The sequence below is a fragment of the Paenibacillus sp. FSL H7-0737 genome (genome assembly GCF_000758545.1).
GTDB lineage: Bacteria > Bacillota > Bacilli > Paenibacillales > Paenibacillaceae > Paenibacillus_AQ.
The window spans coordinates 3,614,957-3,634,901 of the sequence record NZ_CP009279.1 but is presented as its reverse complement, the minus strand read 5'-3'; the positions used below and the strand labels follow the sequence as shown (position 1 = coordinate 3,634,901).

Annotated in this window: 22 protein-coding genes; 17 read left to right on the top strand and 5 right to left on the bottom strand. The window is 42.2% G+C overall.

Annotated elements, in window-relative coordinates:
• Positions 1 to 31: 31 nt before the first annotated feature.
• The 4 genes from H70737_RS15625 to H70737_RS15610 all read left to right on the top strand — a co-directional run bounded on the left by H70737_RS15625 (position 32) and on the right by H70737_RS15610 (position 5,503).
• A complete protein-coding gene (locus tag H70737_RS15625; protein ID WP_042188607.1) occupies positions 32 to 1,012 on the top strand; it encodes an ABC transporter substrate-binding protein in 981 nt (326 codons plus the stop codon).
• A gap of 113 nt (positions 1,013 to 1,125) precedes the next feature.
• On the top strand, positions 1,126 to 2,736 hold the full coding sequence (locus H70737_RS15620; RefSeq protein ID WP_042188606.1) for a response regulator: 1,611 nt from the start codon (positions 1,126 to 1,128) through the stop codon (positions 2,734 to 2,736).
• The gene (locus tag H70737_RS15615; protein ID WP_042188605.1) at positions 2,733 to 4,517 is read left to right on the top strand and encodes a cache domain-containing sensor histidine kinase; all 1,785 of its coding nucleotides are present in this window, start codon (positions 2,733 to 2,735) and stop codon (positions 4,515 to 4,517) included. The genes H70737_RS15620 and H70737_RS15615 overlap by 4 nt, the downstream gene beginning before the upstream one ends.
• Positions 4,514 to 5,503: a substrate-binding domain-containing protein gene (locus H70737_RS15610; protein WP_042188603.1), complete on the top strand. Its 990-nt coding sequence runs from the start codon at positions 4,514 to 4,516 to the stop codon at positions 5,501 to 5,503. The genes H70737_RS15615 and H70737_RS15610 overlap by 4 nt, the downstream gene beginning before the upstream one ends.
• A 62-nt stretch (positions 5,504 to 5,565) precedes the next feature.
• Here H70737_RS15610 and H70737_RS15605 read toward each other — a convergent pair whose 3' ends face one another.
• On the bottom strand, positions 5,566 to 6,450 hold the full coding sequence (locus H70737_RS15605) for a LysR family transcriptional regulator (RefSeq protein WP_042188601.1): 885 nt from the start codon (positions 6,448 to 6,450) through the stop codon (positions 5,566 to 5,568).
• A 332-nt stretch (positions 6,451 to 6,782) separates the two neighbouring features.
• Here H70737_RS15605 and H70737_RS15600 point away from each other — a divergent pair, with 332 nt between their 5' ends.
• The 10 genes from H70737_RS15600 to H70737_RS15555 all read left to right on the top strand — a co-directional run bounded on the left by H70737_RS15600 (position 6,783) and on the right by H70737_RS15555 (position 14,123).
• A complete protein-coding gene (locus H70737_RS15600) occupies positions 6,783 to 7,715 on the top strand; it encodes a phosphate ABC transporter substrate-binding protein (protein WP_042193985.1) in 933 nt (310 codons plus the stop codon).
• Positions 7,716 to 7,806: 91 nt separating this feature from the next.
• Positions 7,807 to 8,709 (top strand): phosphate ABC transporter permease subunit PstC, encoded by a 903-nt coding sequence (gene pstC / locus H70737_RS15595; RefSeq protein ID WP_042128137.1) that lies wholly within the window; start codon positions 7,807 to 7,809, stop codon positions 8,707 to 8,709.
• The gene (gene pstA, locus H70737_RS15590) at positions 8,706 to 9,602 is read left to right on the top strand and encodes a phosphate ABC transporter permease PstA (RefSeq protein WP_042128135.1); all 897 of its coding nucleotides are present in this window, start codon (positions 8,706 to 8,708) and stop codon (positions 9,600 to 9,602) included. The genes pstC and pstA overlap by 4 nt, the downstream gene beginning before the upstream one ends.
• A gap of 39 nt (positions 9,603 to 9,641) precedes the next feature.
• Positions 9,642 to 10,418, top strand: a complete 777-nt coding sequence (gene pstB, locus H70737_RS15585; protein ID WP_042188599.1) for a phosphate ABC transporter ATP-binding protein PstB — start codon at positions 9,642 to 9,644, stop codon at positions 10,416 to 10,418.
• Positions 10,419 to 10,538: 120 nt separating this feature from the next.
• On the top strand, positions 10,539 to 11,141 hold the full coding sequence (locus H70737_RS15580) for a nitroreductase family protein (RefSeq protein WP_042188597.1): 603 nt from the start codon (positions 10,539 to 10,541) through the stop codon (positions 11,139 to 11,141).
• 239 nt (positions 11,142 to 11,380) lie between these two features.
• Positions 11,381 to 11,560: a helix-turn-helix transcriptional regulator gene (locus tag H70737_RS15575; RefSeq protein WP_042132222.1), complete on the top strand. Its 180-nt coding sequence runs from the start codon at positions 11,381 to 11,383 to the stop codon at positions 11,558 to 11,560.
• 2 nt (positions 11,561 to 11,562) lie between these two features.
• Positions 11,563 to 12,030, top strand: a complete 468-nt coding sequence (locus tag H70737_RS15570; protein WP_042188596.1) for a DUF6773 family protein — start codon at positions 11,563 to 11,565, stop codon at positions 12,028 to 12,030.
• Positions 12,031 to 12,113: 83 nt separating this feature from the next.
• Positions 12,114 to 12,830 (top strand): MBL fold metallo-hydrolase, encoded by a 717-nt coding sequence (locus H70737_RS15565; RefSeq protein WP_042188594.1) that lies wholly within the window; start codon positions 12,114 to 12,116, stop codon positions 12,828 to 12,830.
• Between the two features lies 1 nt (position 12,831).
• The gene (locus tag H70737_RS15560; RefSeq protein ID WP_042188592.1) at positions 12,832 to 13,404 is read left to right on the top strand and encodes a TetR/AcrR family transcriptional regulator; all 573 of its coding nucleotides are present in this window, start codon (positions 12,832 to 12,834) and stop codon (positions 13,402 to 13,404) included.
• 26 nt (positions 13,405 to 13,430) lie between these two features.
• Positions 13,431 to 14,123, top strand: a complete 693-nt coding sequence (locus H70737_RS15555; protein WP_042188588.1) for an AlkZ-related protein — start codon at positions 13,431 to 13,433, stop codon at positions 14,121 to 14,123.
• Between the two features lie 71 nt (positions 14,124 to 14,194).
• Here the strand turns inward: H70737_RS15555 and H70737_RS15550 are convergent, their stop codons facing one another.
• The 3 genes from H70737_RS15550 to H70737_RS15540 all read right to left on the bottom strand — a co-directional run bounded on the left by H70737_RS15550 (position 14,195) and on the right by H70737_RS15540 (position 17,112).
• Positions 14,195 to 14,377, bottom strand: a complete 183-nt coding sequence (locus tag H70737_RS15550) for a hypothetical protein (protein WP_042128123.1) — start codon at positions 14,375 to 14,377, stop codon at positions 14,195 to 14,197.
• 221 nt (positions 14,378 to 14,598) lie between these two features.
• Positions 14,599 to 15,828: an aminopeptidase gene (locus H70737_RS15545; protein WP_042188587.1), complete on the bottom strand. Its 1,230-nt coding sequence runs from the start codon at positions 15,826 to 15,828 to the stop codon at positions 14,599 to 14,601.
• Positions 15,829 to 15,879: 51 nt separating this feature from the next.
• Positions 15,880 to 17,112, bottom strand: a complete 1,233-nt coding sequence (locus H70737_RS15540) for an aminopeptidase (RefSeq protein WP_042188585.1) — start codon at positions 17,110 to 17,112, stop codon at positions 15,880 to 15,882.
• 177 nt (positions 17,113 to 17,289) lie between these two features.
• On the opposite strand from H70737_RS15540, the gene H70737_RS15535 reads away from it, so the two are divergent.
• Entirely contained in the window at positions 17,290 to 17,565 is a 276-nt protein-coding gene (locus tag H70737_RS15535) for a hypothetical protein (protein ID WP_042188584.1), read from the top strand.
• 61 nt (positions 17,566 to 17,626) lie between these two features.
• Here the strand turns inward: H70737_RS15535 and H70737_RS15530 are convergent, their stop codons facing one another.
• Entirely contained in the window at positions 17,627 to 18,973 is a 1,347-nt protein-coding gene (locus H70737_RS15530; RefSeq protein WP_081393020.1) for a TrkH family potassium uptake protein, read from the bottom strand.
• A 161-nt stretch (positions 18,974 to 19,134) separates the two neighbouring features.
• On the opposite strand from H70737_RS15530, the gene H70737_RS15525 reads away from it, so the two are divergent.
• A complete protein-coding gene (locus tag H70737_RS15525) occupies positions 19,135 to 19,488 on the top strand; it encodes a VOC family protein (RefSeq protein ID WP_042193979.1) in 354 nt (117 codons plus the stop codon).
• Between the two features lie 25 nt (positions 19,489 to 19,513).
• Positions 19,514 to 19,942 carry a GNAT family N-acetyltransferase gene (locus H70737_RS15520; protein ID WP_042188583.1) on the top strand — a complete coding sequence of 143 codons (429 nt, stop codon included), beginning with the start codon at positions 19,514 to 19,516 and terminating at the stop codon, positions 19,940 to 19,942.
• Positions 19,943 to 19,945: the final 3 nt, after the last annotated feature.

Here is a 19,945-nt window from a genome sequence, read left to right as displayed (position 1 = left end):
TACAAAGCAAATGACGAGGGGGAAGATTTAAATGAAACAACGTCGAAGAGGGATTATCATGCTTGCCAGTTTGTTACTGGCTACTACCTTACTTGGTGCTTGTAACAACAGTGATAGTAAGAAGAGTGCATCCGGTTCAGACAAACCATATATCCCTGTCATTTCAAAAGGCTTCCAGCATCAATTCTGGCAAGCGGTGAAGCAAGGAGCCGAGAAGGCTGCCAAGGAGTTTAATGTCGAGATTACGTTTGAAGGACCTGAAAACGAGAGTCAGGTAGATAAACAAATTGAAATGCTGCAGACGGCGCTAGATAAGAAACCAGCAGCAATCGCGTTAGCAGCTCTCGATAGCAAAGCAGCGATTCCATATCTGGAAAAGGCAAAGGAAAACAATATTCCAATCATTGGCTTTGACTCTGGTGTAGATAGCGACATTCCTGTAGCAACCGCAGCGACTGACAATAAAGCGGCAGCAGCTTTGGCAGCTGATAAAATGGCTGAGTTGATCGGCAAAAAGGGTAAAGTAGGTTTAGTTGTACATGACCAAACAAGCAGTACAGGTCAACAGCGTCGTGATGGCTTCTTAGAACAAATGAAAGCGAAATATCCAGATATTGAAGTGTTAGAGCCGCAATATGGCGGTGGAGATCAGTTGAAGTCCACGGATCTTGCAAAAGCGATGATGCAAGCCAATCCGGACCTTAATGGAATCTATGGCTCAAACGAAGGATCTGCAGTAGGAGTAGCTAATGCAGTAAATGAATTACAGATGGGTGGTAAGATTGTAGTTATCGGCTTTGACTCCGGTAAACAGTTAATGGATGCTATTCGTAGTGGTGTTGTAGCTGGCGCTGTTACACAGGACCCCATTGGTATTGGGTATCAAGCGGTGAAGGCAGCTGTGCAGGCGATTAAAGGGGAAACCGTAGAAAAGAATATTGATACCGGGTTTCACTGGTACGATAAGAACAATATAGATTCCGATGAGATCAAACCTCTGCTGTACGAATAGAAGAGATTAATAATAGAGGTTGCCTCAAGAAGGCAACCTCTATTATGCTTATCCCAAAAGGTAAACATTTACATTACATGTACTCGATGAGTCAATAGCTGAGGAGGTGTTGGATGTATAAGATTATTCTAGTTGATGATGAAGACGAGGTTCGTGAGGGGATTAAACAGAAGATAGCATGGAATAATCATGGTTTTGAACTTGTTGGAGATTTCGATAACGGCAGAGATGCCCTTGATGCAGTCGAGCAGTATCGACCGGATGTGATTATTACAGATATTTGCATGCCCTTTATGGATGGACTAGGATTGGCTAAAGCTGTAATGGAACGATACCGGGACATGAAGGTCATTATCGTAACTGGTTATGAAGACTTCGAATACGCTAAACAGGCTATAACCTTGAAGGTGACGGAATATTTGTTAAAACCAATTAATGCTCGTGAGTTTGCCGAATATCTAAGCAAGATGAAGCAGGATTTGGATGAAGAGCATTTACAAAAGGCCAATATCGCTAAGCTTCGTATGCAATTAAATCAGAGCTTTCCTTTGCTTCGCGAACGTTTTCTGGAGAAGCTTGTTACTACTCGTATGAAAAACGACGAGATCGAGAATAAAATGAATTATTTTCATATACAGCTGCAGGGTGAGGCTAATCTTGCAATCGTAATCGATATAGAAATGGACAATCGTAGCCTGGATATTGCTTCTGATGCTGAGCTACTGCGCTTTGCTGCTTTTAACATTGTGCAGGAGCAACTTGAGAAGGAGCAGGGCGGTGTCGTATTTCAGACGAGAGATGGGAAACTCGCTGCGATATTATCAGGGGATTCCGAAGAGATCGAAGTCACAACACAACTTCTTGCAGATCAAGTACAAACCAGCCTGAACAAGTACTTGAAGCTGACGGCAACCATCGGCATCGGTAGAAAATACGCTGATTTACAGCAAATTCCACAATCATTCCAGGAAGCGATTTCATCCATAGAATATCGATATCTTTTAGGTATAGATAAGGTTATCTCCATACAGGATCTTGAGTTCGGCAAAGGATTGGATCAAGCACATTTCTCTTCATGGGAAAAGCAATTCATATCCGCGTTGAAGACAGGTAAAGCATCAGCGATCTCGGAAGTCCTCTCAAAATGGTTTCAGGAGCTAAAAAGCAATAGCTCTTCTATAGAAGACTGCCGCAGTAGCCTCTACCAAATGCTCGTCTCTCTAATGAACTATGTGGTCGATATCGGATTCCCAAATACAGAGCTTGTTTCGCATAATATGTTTGCTGAGGTTGCAGCCCTTAAGACTTTAGATGAAGCTAGGAATTATTTGGAGAGAACTTGCCATGAGTTGATACTCAAGCTATCGGAACAAAGAACAACCGTCAGAACCTCTCAGATGAAGGCAGCAGAAGCTTATATTCGGGAGAATTATTGTAATGACAGCTTTTCACTTAATCAGCTGTGCAGCCATATTTTTATGAGCATCAGTTATTTCAGTGTGACTTTTAAACAGCATACTGGAGAGACTTTTATTGAGTATTTGACTCGTCTCCGTTTGGAAAAAGCTAAAGAGCTCCTTACCGTCACACAGTTGAAGACTTATGACATCGCTGCTAGAGTTGGCTATGCTGATCCACAGTACTTTAGTGTGATTTTCAAACGTAATGTTGGGATCACACCGAAGGAATATCGACAGCGACAGAAGGAGAATCTCCTTCTATGAAACCTCATCGCTTCTTCCGAAGTCGAAGTATTCATAATAATATCGCTATTTCTTTTTCCCTTCTTATTCTCTGCACAACTATAGTTCTGAGCTATACTTCATACCGACTCTCCTCAGCTGCCGTCATGGGGAATTCCGTAGCCTATACTTCACAATTAATAGAACAAGTAAAACTGAACATCGAGAATTATATTAGTAACATGGAGAGTATTGCTGCTTTGGTATTAACTAGTAGTGATCTTGAGAGATATGTAAAAGGTTCGAGTTCGGGACAAGATGGAAAAGTCAAAGATAAGCAGTTAGCCAGCCAATATCTTCGATCTGTCGTCCAATCCCGCACCGACATTTCTTCTATAGTGTATGCAAGCTCAGAGGGGATAACGGTTTCGGATCGACTGGACGCAGTTTTGAAACCGCTTCCTGAGTTGATTGCTCAAGAGTGGTATCTGCAAGCTTTGAACCAGACGGGAGTGGCTGTCTCCTCTTCACATGTGCAGCACTTATTTCAGGATGAATATCGTTGGGTAGTGTCGATCAGTAGAAAGCTATCAGATACCTTTTCAGAAATGGAAGCAGATCGACAAGGTGTGCTACTTGTAGATCTTAATTACAGCGTTATTAACAATTTGTGCAAACAAATCGAATTGGGAAAACGCGGCTATGTATTCATCGTAGATCCGTCAGGGAGCCTAGTCTATCATCCTCAACAGCAGCTGATCTACTCGCAGCTCAAGTTCGAGCAATTGGAAACCGTTCTTGGGATTAAAAGCGGGTCGGTTACAGTGAATACAGGGAACGAGCAGAAGCTGTACACGGTGGATACAACCAGCTTTGGTTGGAAGATTGTAGGGGTGACCTATCCAGATGATCTGGTTGCTAACAAACAGCAGATGCAAGGTACAGCTGCCTTGTGGGGAGCAGTAAGTCTCATCTTTGCCATGGCTATATCTGTGCTTCTTTCGTACGCACTAACTAAGCCACTCAAGAATCTTGAAATAAACATGAAAAAGGCTGAACGCGGAGAGTTCGACATTCGTGTGGAAATTGAGAGCACGAACGAAATTGGCAAGCTTGCCCGAACATTTAACCTGATGATTATGAAGATTAAAGAGTTGATGAGTCAGATTGTGATGGAGCAAGAGATGAAACGCGTGAGTGAGTTGAAGGCCTTACAAGCACAGATTAAGCCCCACTTTTTGTACAATACGCTAGACTCGATCATCTGGATGGCAGAGACCGGTAAGATGGAGGAGGTGGTCGAAATGACCTCATCATTATCGAAGCTGATGCGTTCTACGATTGGTGAGGGCGAGGAATTGATTCCGATCGCAAGAGAATTAGAACATATTCGACACTATCTAACGATTCAGAATATGCGCTATCGCCATAAATTCACATATTCGATAGAAGTGGATGAAGACATTCTTGAATGCAGTATATTGAAATTGGTCCTTCAACCCTTAGTTGAAAATGCGATTTATCATGGGATAAAGCATAATCCTGAGCAAGGGCACATCCTGATTAGAGGTAAAAAAGAGCAAAACGATATTACCATTCAGGTTATTGATAATGGTGTTGGTATGAATCCAGAGCAGATGAACAAGTTATTGCTTCAAAAGGCAGATTACAGGATTGGCAGTGGGGTTGGCGTCGCAAATGTGAACCATCGCATTCAGCTATATTTCGGCGACCATTACGGGTTGTCTTTTACGAGTGAAATGGAAGAAGGGACGACGGTCACTTTAAGAATTCCTGCGCTCTATGAGGAGGAGAATCCATGAGCTCACTATGGTCGAAAATAGGCTTGTCTGCTCTACTGGTAATCTTCATTGTAGCGCTCGGGTGGGTAGGATATCGTATGTTTACGAATGAGCTTGATCCAAAAGTCAGAACCATTATCTATGTTCCTAAGACTATCGATACCAGTATTGAATTCTGGGAAGTAATGAAACAAGGTGTGGCGACTGCTGCCAAGGAATTCGGTGCAGATGTCCATACGGTAGGAACAGATACCGAGCTAGATGTGGATAAGCAGATTCAATTACTGGAACAGGCGATTGAGGAGAAGCCCGATGCCATTATATTGGCTGCTACCGACTATTATCGTCTCGTTCCGGTTGCAGAGCAGATTAAGGCTGCTGGTATCACTCTTATTACGGTGGATTCGGGACTGAACGGCGGTGTATCGGATAGTTTTATCGCCACAGATAATTATGAAGCAGGCCGTAAAGCAGCGCAGAAGTTGATTGAAAATATTCAAAGCGACGATCAAGTCGCCATTATGAATTTTGTACCAGGCTCCGCTACAGCTATCGAGAGGGAGAAAGGTGTTCGGGATGCTTTATCTCAGAATGGAGTTAATCTTGTTCAGGATACCCTTTACAGTAACGGATCTTCGAAGAAAGCATATCAATTAACTGTTGATCTTCTAAAGAATCAGCCACATCTAAAGGGAATCATTGGTCTCAATGAGCCTTCTACATTAGGTGCGGGACTGGCAATTATGGATATGGGCTTGAAATCAAAAGTGAAGCTGGTTGGTTTCGACAATTCCAGTAGTGAGGTTCAGTTGCTGGAGAACGAAACGATGCTGGGAACGGTGATTCAAAAACCTTTTACTATGGGGTACTTGGCTGTGAAAACTGCACTTGAAGTCGTTTCAGGTCACAAAGTAGCTCCTGTTATGGATACAGGCTCCGAATTCATTACGAAGGAAAATATGTACACAAGTGAGAATGAAAAGCTAATGTTTCCCTTTATAGAATAAGCAAATAAGAGCGCTCAAAACCATTTTGGCTTTGGGCGCTCCCTTTTATAAAATAGAAGGACCTATACGTTGTTTAATATATCGGCAAAAGATTGCTGCAATGGCGTTAATATATGATCTTTTCGCCAAGCCAGTACAAAACCACCGCTCTCAGGCAAAACTCCCGGTAGAGGAGCATAACAAAGACGACCTAACGCAAGTTCTGCTTCAATACTAACTCTAGAACAAATGCCTACGCCATCTCCCTCGCTAACTAACATCTTTAGAGTTTCAGGTGAATTCAACTCGGATCGGTTCCACAAGCGAATATGATTTATTTCTGCCCATTGATCCGCAAATCCCCGTAAACAAGAACCACCCTCATACTGAATCCAAGGCTCAAGCGCGATCTGTTCTGGTGTTAACTTCTCTATAGTTGCAAAAGGGTGACTAGGGGCAAAAATGAGCACAGGCTCGTCGCGGACAACCAGCTGAAAGTTAAAGGATTCATCATGCCAATCAGAAGTGTGTAAAATAGCCATTTGAATTTCTCGGCTTCGGAGTCGTTCCTTTAACAAAGTATCACTTTGGATCGTCATTGAATTATTAATCCCAGGATATTGTTTCATGAATTGGATTAGCGCTTTAGGTAAAATATAAGTTGCAGGTATATAACTTGCTTCCAACTTTAAAGTACCTTGTGAAGGGGAAGAAAACTGTTTAACAGTACGTTCAGCTTCGGCTGTAAGTGAGACAATCTTGAGCGCATATTGATAAAGGGCTCGACCCGCATCTGTGAGCAGTACTCTTCCACTTCGATATTGGAATAAAGGCGTTCCAAATTCATTCTCTAGATTCTTCATATGAAAAGATACTGTGGGTTGTTTAAGGCCTAATTCAGCAGCTACATCGGTTACTTTCTTATATTTTTCAAGTAGGATAACGATCTTTAACTTCATAATATTCATGATTTTCCTCCGTACAATGCTAAGTTGGATAACAAATTATATCTCCATTATAGATTAAATCTATACATATATATAGATTCTATTGGTATTTTTATCGTTGGCTTTACAAAGTTAAGAAGTTTCTCTAACGAACGAGCTCTAGAATAAGAAGAGTCAGAGGGGCCAAGAAGCTCCGGACAACAACAATAACATATGCGTACAATGCACTTTTACAGTAAACAAGCATATGGGGGCCAAAGCTCCACAACACCATGTTAAAGCTTTCCAAGCCAGTTCCGTATGAACTGTATGAGGAAGCCGTGCTAACAAAACATTTAGGAGGAGACAAAACAATGCAATTCAAAAAATCTTGGGTTATGACTTTGGCTTTAACAAGCGTACTAGCACTTTCAGCTTGCGGTAATGGTGGGGCAAACAACACGGGAGGAAACGCTGCAGCTACAAATGAAGGTAGCGGCGCTAAAATAAGTGGTTCGATTCTAGCTTCAGGTTCAACAGCACTACAACCATTGGTTGAGCTGGTAGCCGAGAATTTCATGGATAAAAATGCTGGTGTGGACATTCAGGTTCAAGGCGGCGGTAGTGGTACTGGTCTTACTCAAGTAGCTGAGAAACAAGTAGATATCGGTAACTCTGACGTATTCGCAGAAGAAAAACTAAAAGATGCAGATGCAGAAAAAGCAGCAGCTCTTGTAGATCATCAAGTAGCAGTAGTAGCGATCGCAGCAGTAACTCATCCGGATGCTGGTGTGGACAGCTTGACTAAGCAACAGCTTATCGATATTTTCACAGGAAAAATTACAAATTTTAAAGAAGTTGGCGGAGCGGATCAAAAAATCCAAATCATCAACCGTCCAGGCAGCTCCGGTACTCGCGCAACCTTTGAAAGCTTTGCACTTGGAACTAAAACTGAAGATATCCCAGGATCGATTCAAGAAGATTCCTCCGGTACTGTTAAGAAAATGATCGGAGAAACTCCAGGGGCTATCGGTTATCTGGCTCTTTCATACCTTGACGATTCAATCAAAACACTTAGCCTTGATGGTGTAGAAGCATCTGTAGACAATGTTATTTCTGGTAAATATCCAGTATGGGCTTACGAGCACATGTACACAAACGGCGAACCAAATGAAACAGTAAAAGCATTCCTTGACTTTTTCTTGACAGACGAAGTACAAACAGGTGAAGTCGTTGAGCTTGGATACATTCCAGCAGTAAAAATGCAAGTTACTCGTGACGTCGCAGGAAATGTTACAGCTAAGTAATTCACTTCTAAGTAATTTGTAAGGATTAGAATCTCAAGTGATTAGAGGCGGATACATCTGCCTCTCTTTTCACTTTAGAAAGAGGGAGCAATTGAGGGTGAAACTAAAGAACTCACGCATCGAGAAACATCATATTGAAGATTTTGTGGGACGTACATATATGTCCTTCTGTGTACTGCTATTGATAACAATCATTGTATCGATGGTATATTTTGTGGCGTCTAAAGGGATTTCAACTTTCACAAGCGGTGATGTTAGCGTTACTGATTTTCTATTCGGAACAAAGTGGTCACCTGAAGCAGATACGCCATCCTTTGGTGCTTTTCCGTTTATTACTGGATCCTTCTTAGTTACTCTACTTGCAGCATTGATTGCTAGTCCACTTAGCCTTTGCGCTGCGCTGTTCATGACTGAGATTGTCCCAGGATGGGGCAAAAAATTGCTTCAGCCGGTAATCGAGCTGTTGGCAGGTATCCCTTCAGTTGTTTATGGTTTCATCGGATTAAGTGTTATTGTACCGTTTCTACGCAACAACCTGCCTGGTCAAGGCATCGGGGTAGCTGCAGGCGCGCTTGTGCTCTCGGTCATGATTCTTCCGACGATTACAAGCGTGGCTGCAGACGCGCTGGCTTCATTGCCGCAAAATTTAAAGGAATCCTCCTATGCGCTTGGTGCCACCCGGTGGCAGACGATCTCTCGAGTGATTATTCCGACAACGTTTCCTGCTATTATGACTGGTATTGTACTGGGGATGGCACGTGCATTCGGTGAAGCCCTTGCTGTACAGATGGTCATCGGGAATGCGCCATTCGTACCAAAATCACTCTTTGAATCAGCTTCTACCCTGACGAGTGTAATCACGCTTGGAATGGGGAACACAACCATGGGCTCTGCACACAATAATGCTCTGTGGAGTATGGCACTGGTTCTTATGCTGATGACCTTTGTATTTGTCTTCTTTGTGAGACTGCTTGAAAGGAGAAATAAAATTTGAAGCCAAGAACCGTAAATAAAATTGCCACAAGCCTTATTGTGTTTTTCGCATTGCTCATCGTAGCTATTCTGGTTGGTCTATTAGGATATATCCTCTTTCGAGGTCTTAGTCACATTAGTTGGGATTTTCTATTCTCTGCACCGCAAAAAATTCGAGCAGGTGGAGGGATTGGCCCTCAGCTATTCAACTCCTTATTCCTTTTGGTACTCACGCTAATAATTACAGTACCTCTAGGACTGGGTGCCGGTATTTATATGGCTGAATATGCTCGTCCAGGAAAAATCACCGGCTTTATTCGCTTAATTGTTGAGGTATTATCTTCGTTCCCTTCAATCGTAGTCGGCTTGTTTGGTCTATTGCTGATTGTTAACTATTTTAATCTTGGCTTTTCCTTAATCTCTGGAGCACTGGCATTGACGGTCTTTAATCTACCGCTGATGGTTCGGATTACTGAGCAAGCTTTCCGTAGTGTTCCGAAGCAACAAAAAGAGGCTGGTTTTGCACTAGGATTGTCCAAGTGGAAAATCGTAACCTCCGTGTTGTTCCCAGTAGCATTACCAACGATTATTACGGGTACTATTTTGTCTGCTGGCCGTGTCTTTGGGGAAGCAGCCGCGTTGATGTTCACTGCAGGAATGAGTAGCCCAAGACTAGATTTCACTAACTGGAATCCACTTAGTCCGAACTCACCACTGAATCCTTTCCGACCAGCTGAAACACTGGCTGTTCATATCTGGAAGGTAAATAGTGAAGGCCTTGCTCCTGATGCCGCGCAAATTGCTGCGGGAGCTTCAGCAGTACTTGTTATTATGGTGTTGATCTTCAACTTGGCAGCACGTTATTTCGGTAGATTTATTTATCGTAAGCTTACAGCTTCAAAAAGAATGAACTAATTCCTAAAAACTAAAGTAGAGATGTAGGAGGAGTAATCGATGGGAACGTCGGCAACAGCAGTGCGTGAATCTTTTCAAACCGAGGACCTGAGTATTTTTTATGGAACATATGAGGCAGTTAAGGGGATTAGTCTTCCTTTTGCTGAAAATACGGTTACTGCACTGATCGGCCCATCCGGCTGCGGTAAATCAACCTTTCTTCGTTCACTGAACCGTATGAATGACGAAATCTCCGGATCAACAACCAAAGGAAGCATCTGGATTGATGGCGTTGATATTAATGCTCCTGGCACAGACGTTATCAAACTGCGTCAGAAGATCGGTATGGTTTGGCAAAAACCCAATCCGTTCTATAAATCCATTTATGATAACATCGCCTTTGGACCGAAATACCATGGGGTGAAAGGAAAAAAAGCACTCGATGAGATTGTAGAGAGCAGCCTTCGTAAAGCAGCGTTGTGGGATGAAGTGAAGGACCGGTTAAAAGATTCAGCATTAGCTTTGTCCGGTGGACAACAGCAGCGCCTTTGTATTGCAAGAGCGTTGTCAGTTAACCCACAAATTCTACTCTTGGACGAACCAGCATCCGCACTAGATCCGGTTTCCACTGGTAAAGTAGAGGAGCTCATCAAGGAGTTAAAAGAAGAGCTACGCATAGTAATCGTGACACACAACATGCAGCAAGCTGCACGGATTTCTGATTATACGGCTTACTTCTATCTGGGATCCCTTATAGAATACGATAAGACGGATAAGGTCTTTACTAATCCAGAGAATCAAATGACACAAGAATATATCATGGGTCGTTTCGGCTGAAGCCTTTCAACATCGTTCCTTAGGGAACGGTGTTTTTTGTTTCTATTATTTGCAAATCGCAGATAGATACTGTATCATTAATGATAATGATTATCATTATTACTATAGGGAGTGGATCTCATGACACAAACTCAACCGACTCAAAAGAATAGCTTAGCTGAAGTAATAAGAGAAAGACGCTCTATTAAGCTTTTTAAAAAAGATCCACTGCCACAAGGTCTCTTAGAGGAATTGTTAAATGTAGCTGTATGGGCGCCGAACCATGGGGTGCGTGAGCCGTGGAGATTTATTGCTTTTCAAGGTGATGGTACAAAGTTCTTGGCTGAAGCGGCATTTGCTTTCGTGAAACGTGCTTTTTCTGATCCTGAAGTGGCTGCTAAGCGAAAAGAATATATCTCAAATATTCCTTTAACGTTAATTGTGGTGATGCCTGAGGATCCTCGGCAGAGAGAGTGGGATGAGGATTTTGCAGCAGCGTCAGCACTTGTGCAGAACTTCCAGCTAGCAGCTTGGGAGCAAGGTGTGGGAACGATTTGGAAGACAGATCCTTATATCAATAATCCTGAATTCCGTAACAAAATTGGTGTGAAGCCAGGAGAGAAGATCATAGCTATGATCCATGCCGGATACCCGGAGACTGTGCCAGACAGCCGTCCACGCACTGATGCTTCTGAACTGCTGAAGATCATTGATAGCTATCCAGAGAATGATGTAGTGGAATAAGCAGAAGGTTTTACGGTATTTGAATAATGAATATTAAAAGAATATATATCCGAAGCATCCGAAGGGGTGCTTTTTTGTTGTAAGTTTAAGCTCATAATGTCGTATGGTTGATAGAAATATCGCGATAAATGTTTATAGCAATATATAATGTACATAATGAATGATATTGATTACAATTTGGTTAAGTGGATGAATTTAAATAAGGAGGGAAAAGCGTGGGGGAGAACAAGAACATCAAGATGAAACTGGCTCGTATACAAAAAGATCTTTCCCAAGAACAGTTAGCGGAAGTTGTAGGGGTTACAAGACAGACGATTGGTCTGATTGAAGCCGGGAACTATAACCCAACGCTTAAGTTGTGCATAGCTATCTGCAAGGCATTGGATCGATCTTTAAACGATATTTTTTGGGAGGAATAAGGGTGAGCAGGACAAGGATTAAGGATGAGCGGATTATTAGCGAAATTCAGAAGTTTAGTACGCATGGTTTTATGATTGTGTTCGTGGGCTTTATGGTTAGTCTTTTGGTAAAAGTGTTTATTCTGCAATGGGACATTAAGTATTGGTTAGATACGTTTGTGATTGTGATGGCAGGGTGTTTGTATATAACTGTTCGTTCCGTCAAAAATGGAATATATCTGCTGCCGAGTAAAGAAGGCGATGTAAGACGGTATAAGAAAATCAATTTAATTGGGGGAGTAATTAGTACATTCGTATGGGCTGCATTAATGTTCCTATCTGATTTTAGAGAAGCCGGGGAATTGGATATTGCTAAAAGTATCATGAGCACCCTTGTGGGTTCCGTTATATTTTTCGTTGGGATAACATGGATTCAGTGGTTCATTATTAAAAGATCTAATAAAAATGCGGACAAAAGTCTAGATGGATAAGAAAACTAATAATTCACTCTTGTAAAACTAATGTGATTAGTTTATATTTAAGCTAATACCATTAGTTTTATGGAGGGGTAATGATGAGAGTAACGCGTGAAGGTCATTTATTACAGCTAACTTGGATGCCAAGAGTGTTTCCTGTGAATTGTTACATCATTGAGGAAGAGAATGAGTTGACTTTGATAGATGCGGCAATGCCGTTCAGTGTAAAAGGAATTATAGATACCGCAGCGAAGCTTGATAAAAAGATCACTCGTATTATATTGACGCATGCTCATGACGATCATATAGGTGCACTGGATGAGCTAAAGAGACAGCTTCCAGAGGCTCAGGCGTACATTTCAGAAAGGGATGCAGCATTGCTTAGTGGAGATCGTTCCCTTCGTGAGGGAGAACCTCAGACCCCTATAAAGGGAGGCGTGCCCAAGAAGGTAGCAACGAGACCAGATGTATTGCTCTATGATGGGGATACCATTGGTTCATTAACAGCAATTTTAACTCCTGGTCATACTCCTGGATCTATGTCTTTCATGGATACACGAAGCGGCGCTGTTATCGTTGGAGATGCTTTTCAAACCTTCCGGGGAACCGCAGTTTCAGGAACCGTAATTCCTTGGTTTCCGTTTCCGGCTCTGGCAACCTGGAGTAAAGATCAAGCATTAAAAAGTGCGATTAAGCTTCTAGAGGCTTCCCCGACTATACTGGCTACTGGACATGGAGACTTACTTAGAAACCCAGTACAAACCATGGAGAAAGCTATTCATAAAGCACAAATGATTCAAGATAGGAGTAATTAAAATGTCACCTAGAGCAGGATTAGATCGTCGTACGCTAGTTATTGCAGCAGCAGAAATCGCCGATCATGAAGGGATAGAGGCCGTAACCTTAGCCGCATTGGCTAACAAATTAGGTGTTCGTTCTCCGTCTTTATACAATCACATTAACGGGCTACAGGAATTGCGCACACAACTTGCGATTTATGGACTAGGGGAGCTTTCCAATGCAATGAACAACGCAGCTAAAGGCTTTAGTGGAGACGCTGCTGTACAGGCGATGGGGCGAGCGTATGTGGACTTTGCTAGAAGCCGACCTGGATTATACGAGACAACGTTGCGAGCCCCTGAACAGGCAAATACGGAGCTGGAAACGGCAAGTGATCATATTTTGAAGCTTATCATTCATGTGATGAAGGATTATCAATTGGGTGAGGAAGGAGAAATTCATGCAGTACGCGGGTTACGAAGCATTCTGCATGGCTTTGCCTCTTTGGAACAAAAGGGCGGTTTTGGAATGGCGCTTGATACGAATGTAAGCCTATCTCGGCTCATCAGTACTTATATTGCTGGGATCGGAAATATGAAGTCTAAATAATGGAGTACATAGGAGATGATGTTGTGATGTATAAGGGATATGAAGAGGAAAGTGTTATCACCTTTGAGGAAACCGCAGAAATCATTACCAAGATTGGGATTTTGCCGCTTGCCACTCTGATTCCTGAGCACCCATCTTTAAATGGATTAACGAAAGCGGAGAATTGGCATACGGGTTCAGAGCTAGATCCATGGTCATGGCGTGTAAGGTTTCCTTCTGAAGGCCTGGCTGGATACGGTAAATTTGTTAAGAAGAAAGCTATCTTGGTCTCGAGGGAGTGGTTTCCAGCATTTGTGTCAGCTGTAGGAAGTACTAAATCTATAGAACAACGTTATAATGACGGATTGGCCAGCAGAGAAGCAATGACTTTACTGCAAATTATCCGTGAACATCAAGGGATTGATACGCGTATACTTCGTGTTGAAGCTGATATGAAGGCTAAAGAAAAGAAGACGGCTTATGATAATGCGGTTACGGAGCTTCAGGCATCGCTGGACATCGTTATTTCAGGTGTAAAAGAACGCCAAAATGCAGAAGGTGAGAAAAATGGCTGGAGCAGTACCTCGTTTGAGACTGTAAGCCACTGGATGGAAGATAACGGTCTTTCCTCATTTGAAGGCGATAGAGAAGAGGCGATAGCTTGGCTACATTCCAAAATGAATGGCATATGGTCGCCTTCAGCAATAGCCTGGACGAACAAAGCATTTTCATGGAAATAAAAACGGTTAACCACTACTCCCATGAGAGTGATTAACCGTAAGCGTTTTCTAATAAAATCATATCCATCACATTATTGTTCCAACATAGGTGCCAAGTAAGCAATCAGGAAATACAAGAATCCGAAAAACAGCATAACATAGGCGGTATATTTGATTGCATTAGATGCAACAATTCTTGAATCCACCGGTGCTTGAATTTCGAGCTGTTCTTCTTCAACGCTGTCAATTTCATTGGATATTGGGTCTCTCAACATGATAATCCCCTCCTTGGAAATTAGATCCTTAACTGTATTGTGACATATTTGTGAACGGAAATCAACAATAGTGTGAACAAATATTGAACTTTTATTCAAATTTGGGCTATTTATTTTCTGGATATCTAGTATGAAATAAAAAACAACCTGCTTTTGTCCTCGGAAGAGGAACCAAGCAGGTTGTTTGACATTTTATTTATTCAATAATTTAAGCGAACAATTTAAGCCCAATCTCCATCACGGAAGATAGGTACGATTGTTCCATCATCCTTAATACCATTAATGCTCATTTCAGGTGAACCCATCATAAAATCAACATGTGTATGGCTTTGGTTCATTCCTTTTTCCTGCAATTGTTCTTTGGTCATTGTCGTACCCTCTTGAAGGGTAAAGGCATATGCTGCACCTAACGCCAAATGGCAGGAGGCATTCTCATCAAACAATGTGGTGTAATATAGAATTCCGCTCTCGGAGATCGGGGAGTGGAAAGGCACCAAAGCGACTTCTCCAAGATAAGCAGAGCCTTCATCTAACGCGATAAGGGAAGCAAGCGTTTCTGAACCTTTTTCAGCGGTGAAATCCGTTACTTTGCCGTTCTCAAAGGTGAGGGTGAAATTATCAATAAGATTACCCCCATAGCTAAGCGGCTTAGTGCTGCTTACCTTACCATTCACACCAGACTTCAGTGGGGCAGTAAATACTTCTTCAGTAGGGATATTGGCTAGGAAAGGAACTCCTTTGCCATTGACAGCTCCTGCTTGACACCAAATATGCCCTTCTGGTAGCTCAATCGTCAAATCGGTTCCATGTCCTGTATAGTGCAGCTTACGGAACTTATTATCATTCAAAGCAGTACAACGTGCTTTCAGGCCATCTAAATGTTGACTCCATGCTTGAATAGGGTCAGCTTGATCCGCACGTGTAGCTTTAAAGATAGCATCCCATAGCAAATCAATCTGCTGATCAGGTGATGCTTCAGAGAATACCTTTGCCGCCCACGATGCTGATGGGAAGGCTACAATACTCCAGCTTACGTGATTCCCCATTAACAACTCACGATATGGAGCTAATGTCTGTCCAGAGATCCGCTGATTATCTGCAATTCTTCCTGATTCAACACCGTTCAACAGATCTGGATTCGTTGAAGTTATCGATAGAAATGCTGCACCTTTTTTAGCCAGATCTTCTAATTCATCTGCTTGCCATTGTGGCGGTTCCAAGAAGGAATCGGATGGAGCGAGGTCATAACGTGTACGTGTAACAACCTCGTCGCTATAATTAACCTTGACGAGCTTCGCACCCGCTTCATAGGCTTTGCGTACGACAAGACGCACTAGTTCTGCCGAAACGATGTCGGCATTTACAACAAGGGTCTGCCCAGGTTGGATATTAACCCCAATCTTCACTGCCAGCAACGCATAGTTCTCCAGTTTTTGCTTGAAATCTAACATAGTTTCAACTCCTCCCAATATCTCTAGTCTTTTATTTCATATTTGCAATAATTAGAACGCCCAGTTTCCATTCAGGAATACAGGTTCTTCGGTTCCATCAGCAGATATACCATAAATGTTCATTTCCGCTGAACCGATCATGAAATCCACATGGGTAACGCTATTATTCAATCCATGTGCAATCAGTTCATCAGGAGTCATATCCTTACCACCTTCTAAGCAGAAAGCATAAGCCATACCTATAGCCAGGTGGTTGGATGCATTCTCATCAAACAAGGTATTGTAATAAAGAATATTGGACTCAGAGATAGGGGACTTATGAGGAACTAACGCAACTTCACCGAGGTATTTAGCGCCTTCATCCATACTAATGAGGTGTTCTAGTGCTTCTTGTCCTTGCTCTGCACTAACACTAACAATTCGTCCATTCTCAAAAGTAATAGAGAATCCATCGATAATGTTGCCGCCATGGCTAAGAGGTTTTGTGCTTCGTACGGTGCCATTCACGCCAGTCTTTAGAGGGGCGGTAAATACTTCTTCAGTAGGCATATTGGCTACAAAAGAATGACCCTTAGCATTAATACTGTCTCCTTGTGCCCAAATATGGCCTTCTGGAAGTTCAATGCTTAGGTCCGTACCAGGTGCTATGTAATGCAGCTTCTTATATTTTTTTGCGTTGAGTACATTTGCTTTTTGATCTAAGGTGTCGAGATGTTCTTGCCATGCAGCTACCGGATCTTCACGATCAAGACGTACGGTGTGGAAAATAGCTTCCCAAAGTTTATTTACACGTTCTTCAGCTGGAACATTCGGGAATACTTTATCCGCCCAAGCCTGACAAGGTACGGCAACAATACTCCAGCTAACTTTGTCGGACATTTGCATTTCACGATATTTGGTGAGTGCGGCTCCCCGTACTTTTTGATAATTTGAAATGCGTACAGGATCAATACCTTTAAGTGCATCAGGATCTTCCGCGATCACGTTAAGAATAGCTGCACCCTTCTCGGCGAGTTCGGTCATTTCACCTGCGTACCAAGTAGGAGGCTCAGTGAACACTTCTGGTGCAGCATGTTCAAACTGCTGGCGTGTAATGCTTGCATCACTCCAGTTCACCTTCACCAAGCTTGCTCCAATCGCATATGCCTTGGCGGTAATCATACGAACGAAATCAGCTGCAAGAATCGGTGCATTCACCACCAGAATTTGCCCTGGTTGAACGTTAACCCCAATTTGCACAGCTAAATCTGCATATTTACTAAGCTTTGCCTCGAAATCAGTCATCGATATTTCCTCCAATTACTAATAGTTTGGTACTTTACAAGTATTGTACTAAATTATTAACCGCCGGATGAAAAAAGTCAATTACATGGAATTTACAGTGTAAATTGAGGAATTACATTCATTTCAATGCTATACTGAAAGGGGAAATGATTTGATGAATGGAAGGAAGATTAACGGATGAATTTAGAGATCGTAAGTGCTGAAATGAGCCGTAAAGAGGATAAAAGCTATGTAGGGAGGACGATATTTACTCTCGAAAACCATAAGGCTCCATATGAGATCACTTTTTTCAGTACAAGAGGAACGGAATGGGATTACAGCCTAAGCTTTGCTGGTGAGCCTGGAAGTGAAGAGCAGTTCTTAGAAACTGACGCGCTACTTGAAAATGATGACGATGTATACAATCAATTGCTTGATGCCGCACTAGATAAACAAGAGATCGTTGAAGAGTAAAACATACAAGTGTTGATTGATTACCAGCGGCAATATTCATTGCCGCTGGTTACATCTCGCCTTATCCGATTGTAATCTTACCTTCAGGATATCTGTAAAGTTCCTTACTACCCTTAGGTTTGAGTGCATAAGCTAGAGTAAGCGGACCTGTCCGACCCAGAAACATTAGAAAAATAATGAGCACTTTACCCGCCGTAGTCAATTCTGGAGTAAGTCCCATGGAGAGACCAGAAGTCCCGAATGCAGATACGGATTCAAAGAGTACAGCAAGAAAGTCAGCCTTTTCTGTCACGGATAACAACATCGTAGCGATGACCACTAACATTAGAGACATTAATGTCATCGTCACGGCTCTATAGACATTTTCTTTGGCGATCCGATGACGAAACATTACAATATCCTCTTTACCCCTTAGTCTTGCAGAAACCGCAGCCACTAGAACAGCGAACGTAGTAATCTTAATTCCCCCACCAGTAGATCCAGGCGCAGCCCCTATGAACATTAGCAGAATCATTAGAAATTGTGTAGATTCCCGCATCAGTGGAATTTCAATCGTAGTGACGCCACCTGAACGTGGTGTTATCGCTTGTAAAAATGTAGCCATCATCTTTCCACCTGCACTCAAGGGCTTCAGCGTAGAATTAAATTCTAGTAAGAAAAATAGAGCAGCCCCAATGACAATCAATATCATCGAGGTCGAAAGAACAACCTTAGAATGTAGAGTAAGCTTTTTACGTTTTGGAAAGTCAAAAACATCAGATAGAACGATAAAACCGACCCCTCCAAGAAAGATGAGGATCATTGAGGTGAAATTCACTATAGGATCATTTACAAAACGTGTAAGTCCACTAAAGGGCCCATGAATGTCACCGAATAAATCAAAGCCTGCATTATTAAAAATAGATATGCTGTGAAAAATTCCATAATATACAGCTTTCCCGAAAGGCATATCCATCATAAACCTACCGGCAAACACGATGGCACCTGTGAGCTGAATAACAAGGGAATAGATCAGAACTCTGCGGATCAACTGGACAATACCTTGCATGGAATTCTGGTTCATAGATTCTTGCATAAGAATTCGCTCTTTAAAGGATATTCGTTTATTAAGGACCAAAGTAATCAAGGTGGCCATCGTAATAAAACCCAATCCCCCAAACTGAAATAATACGAGTAGAACAACTTGTCCAAAAGTAGTCAACTGTGTGCCCGTATCAATGACTGCCAGACCTGTAACACAGGTTGCCGATGTAGCCATGAATAATGCATCAATAAAAGAAATATGCCCTTCTACTGAGGCGACCGGCAAACTAAGTAAAAAAGTTCCGGCAGTGATAAGTATTACAAATCCTAGTGATAAGACTTTTGGTGGAGTTAATTTCAATCCACCGAAGTTCAGATTAGCCAATTCAATTCTCCTGTCATACGTGAAATTAGAGTAGTGCACACAAAATTATAACATAACTTGCCAGACCTTCCCTAAGTGGAGGGAGGTAATTGACATATTTTATCGAATTATTCTAGAATAACACCCTATTCTGCAACTTTAAAGAGGAGGCTTTCTTAATGGTGGTAAGTCCGATTCTGAATCAGATTGGTGCAGTCTTTATTCCGGTAAAGGATATTGAGAAATCCAAAGAATGGTATTGCCAATTGCTTGGTTTGCCTTTGGATGGTGAAGTATTATTCGGGCATCTATACGTGATCCCCATGCAAGGACCAGAAATCGTATTAGACAGCAAAATTTACACTTCTGAGTCCGTTCTTAATATCCCCTCTTTTCATCTAAATACCGAGGATATTGATGCTGCTTATGACTATGTGAAAGCAAATGGCGGAGAGATTCTTACGGATATCGAGCATGACCATTGGTTTAATTTTAAAGATCCGAATGGTAATGTTATCATGGTCTGCCGTTGTTAAGAACGATTAAGAAAGGAATAAACAAATGATAAGAGAGGCTGTTCCTGAAGACGCATTGTATATTGAAAACTTATATCGAATGTTGTTGCCTGAGCAGACAGCTATACAAGTGTCACCGGACCGACTGAAGCGGATAGCTGACAATACGGATAGTTTTCTTTATGTGTACGAAGAAGAAGGGACTATTGTTGGGACGCTTCATCTTCATTTATGTATGGATGCTTTATGTGACGATCGACCCTTTGCTGTCATTGAAAGAGTCATCATATCACAAGAGGTGAGAGGGAAAGGATACGGTGCGAAACTAATGAGATACGCTGAGCACGTAGCCACTTCTAGGGGCGCCCTTAAGATCATGCTATCGAGTGCGGTCAGAAGAGAGGATGCACATCAATTTTACGAGCATCTTGGATACAATAGCAGCTCCAGTAAGCTGTTCAAAAAGTACTTATAGCTA

Excerpts from the sequence above, each read along its gene's own strand:
- H70737_RS15540 (WP_042188585.1), bottom strand. The coding sequence starts at position 17,112 with ATGACTGATTTCGAGGCAAAGCTTAGTAAATATGCAGATTTAGCTGTG.
- pstB (WP_042188599.1), top strand. The coding sequence starts at position 9,642 with ATGGGAACGTCGGCAACAGCAGTGCGTGAATCTTTTCAAACCGAGGAC.
- H70737_RS15580 (WP_042188597.1), top strand. The coding sequence starts at position 10,539 with ATGACACAAACTCAACCGACTCAAAAGAATAGCTTAGCTGAAGTAATA.
- H70737_RS15615 (WP_042188605.1), top strand. The coding sequence starts at position 2,733 with ATGAAACCTCATCGCTTCTTCCGAAGTCGAAGTATTCATAATAATATC.
- H70737_RS15575 (WP_042132222.1), top strand. The coding sequence starts at position 11,381 with ATGAAACTGGCTCGTATACAAAAAGATCTTTCCCAAGAACAGTTAGCG.
- H70737_RS15565 (WP_042188594.1), top strand. The coding sequence starts at position 12,114 with ATGAGAGTAACGCGTGAAGGTCATTTATTACAGCTAACTTGGATGCCA.
- H70737_RS15520 (WP_042188583.1), top strand. The coding sequence starts at position 19,514 with ATGATAAGAGAGGCTGTTCCTGAAGACGCATTGTATATTGAAAACTTA.
- H70737_RS15600 (WP_042193985.1), top strand. The coding sequence starts at position 6,783 with ATGCAATTCAAAAAATCTTGGGTTATGACTTTGGCTTTAACAAGCGTA.
- H70737_RS15550 (WP_042128123.1), bottom strand. The coding sequence starts at position 14,377 with ATGTTGAGAGACCCAATATCCAATGAAATTGACAGCGTTGAAGAAGAA.
- H70737_RS15610 (WP_042188603.1), top strand. The coding sequence starts at position 4,514 with ATGAGCTCACTATGGTCGAAAATAGGCTTGTCTGCTCTACTGGTAATC.
- H70737_RS15560 (WP_042188592.1), top strand. The coding sequence starts at position 12,832 with ATGTCACCTAGAGCAGGATTAGATCGTCGTACGCTAGTTATTGCAGCA.
- H70737_RS15545 (WP_042188587.1), bottom strand. The coding sequence starts at position 15,828 with ATGTTAGATTTCAAGCAAAAACTGGAGAACTATGCGTTGCTGGCAGTG.
- H70737_RS15535 (WP_042188584.1), top strand. The coding sequence starts at position 17,290 with ATGAATTTAGAGATCGTAAGTGCTGAAATGAGCCGTAAAGAGGATAAA.
- H70737_RS15555 (WP_042188588.1), top strand. The coding sequence starts at position 13,431 with ATGTATAAGGGATATGAAGAGGAAAGTGTTATCACCTTTGAGGAAACC.
- H70737_RS15620 (WP_042188606.1), top strand. The coding sequence starts at position 1,126 with ATGTATAAGATTATTCTAGTTGATGATGAAGACGAGGTTCGTGAGGGG.
- H70737_RS15605 (WP_042188601.1), bottom strand. The coding sequence starts at position 6,450 with ATGAATATTATGAAGTTAAAGATCGTTATCCTACTTGAAAAATATAAG.
- H70737_RS15625 (WP_042188607.1), top strand. The coding sequence starts at position 32 with ATGAAACAACGTCGAAGAGGGATTATCATGCTTGCCAGTTTGTTACTG.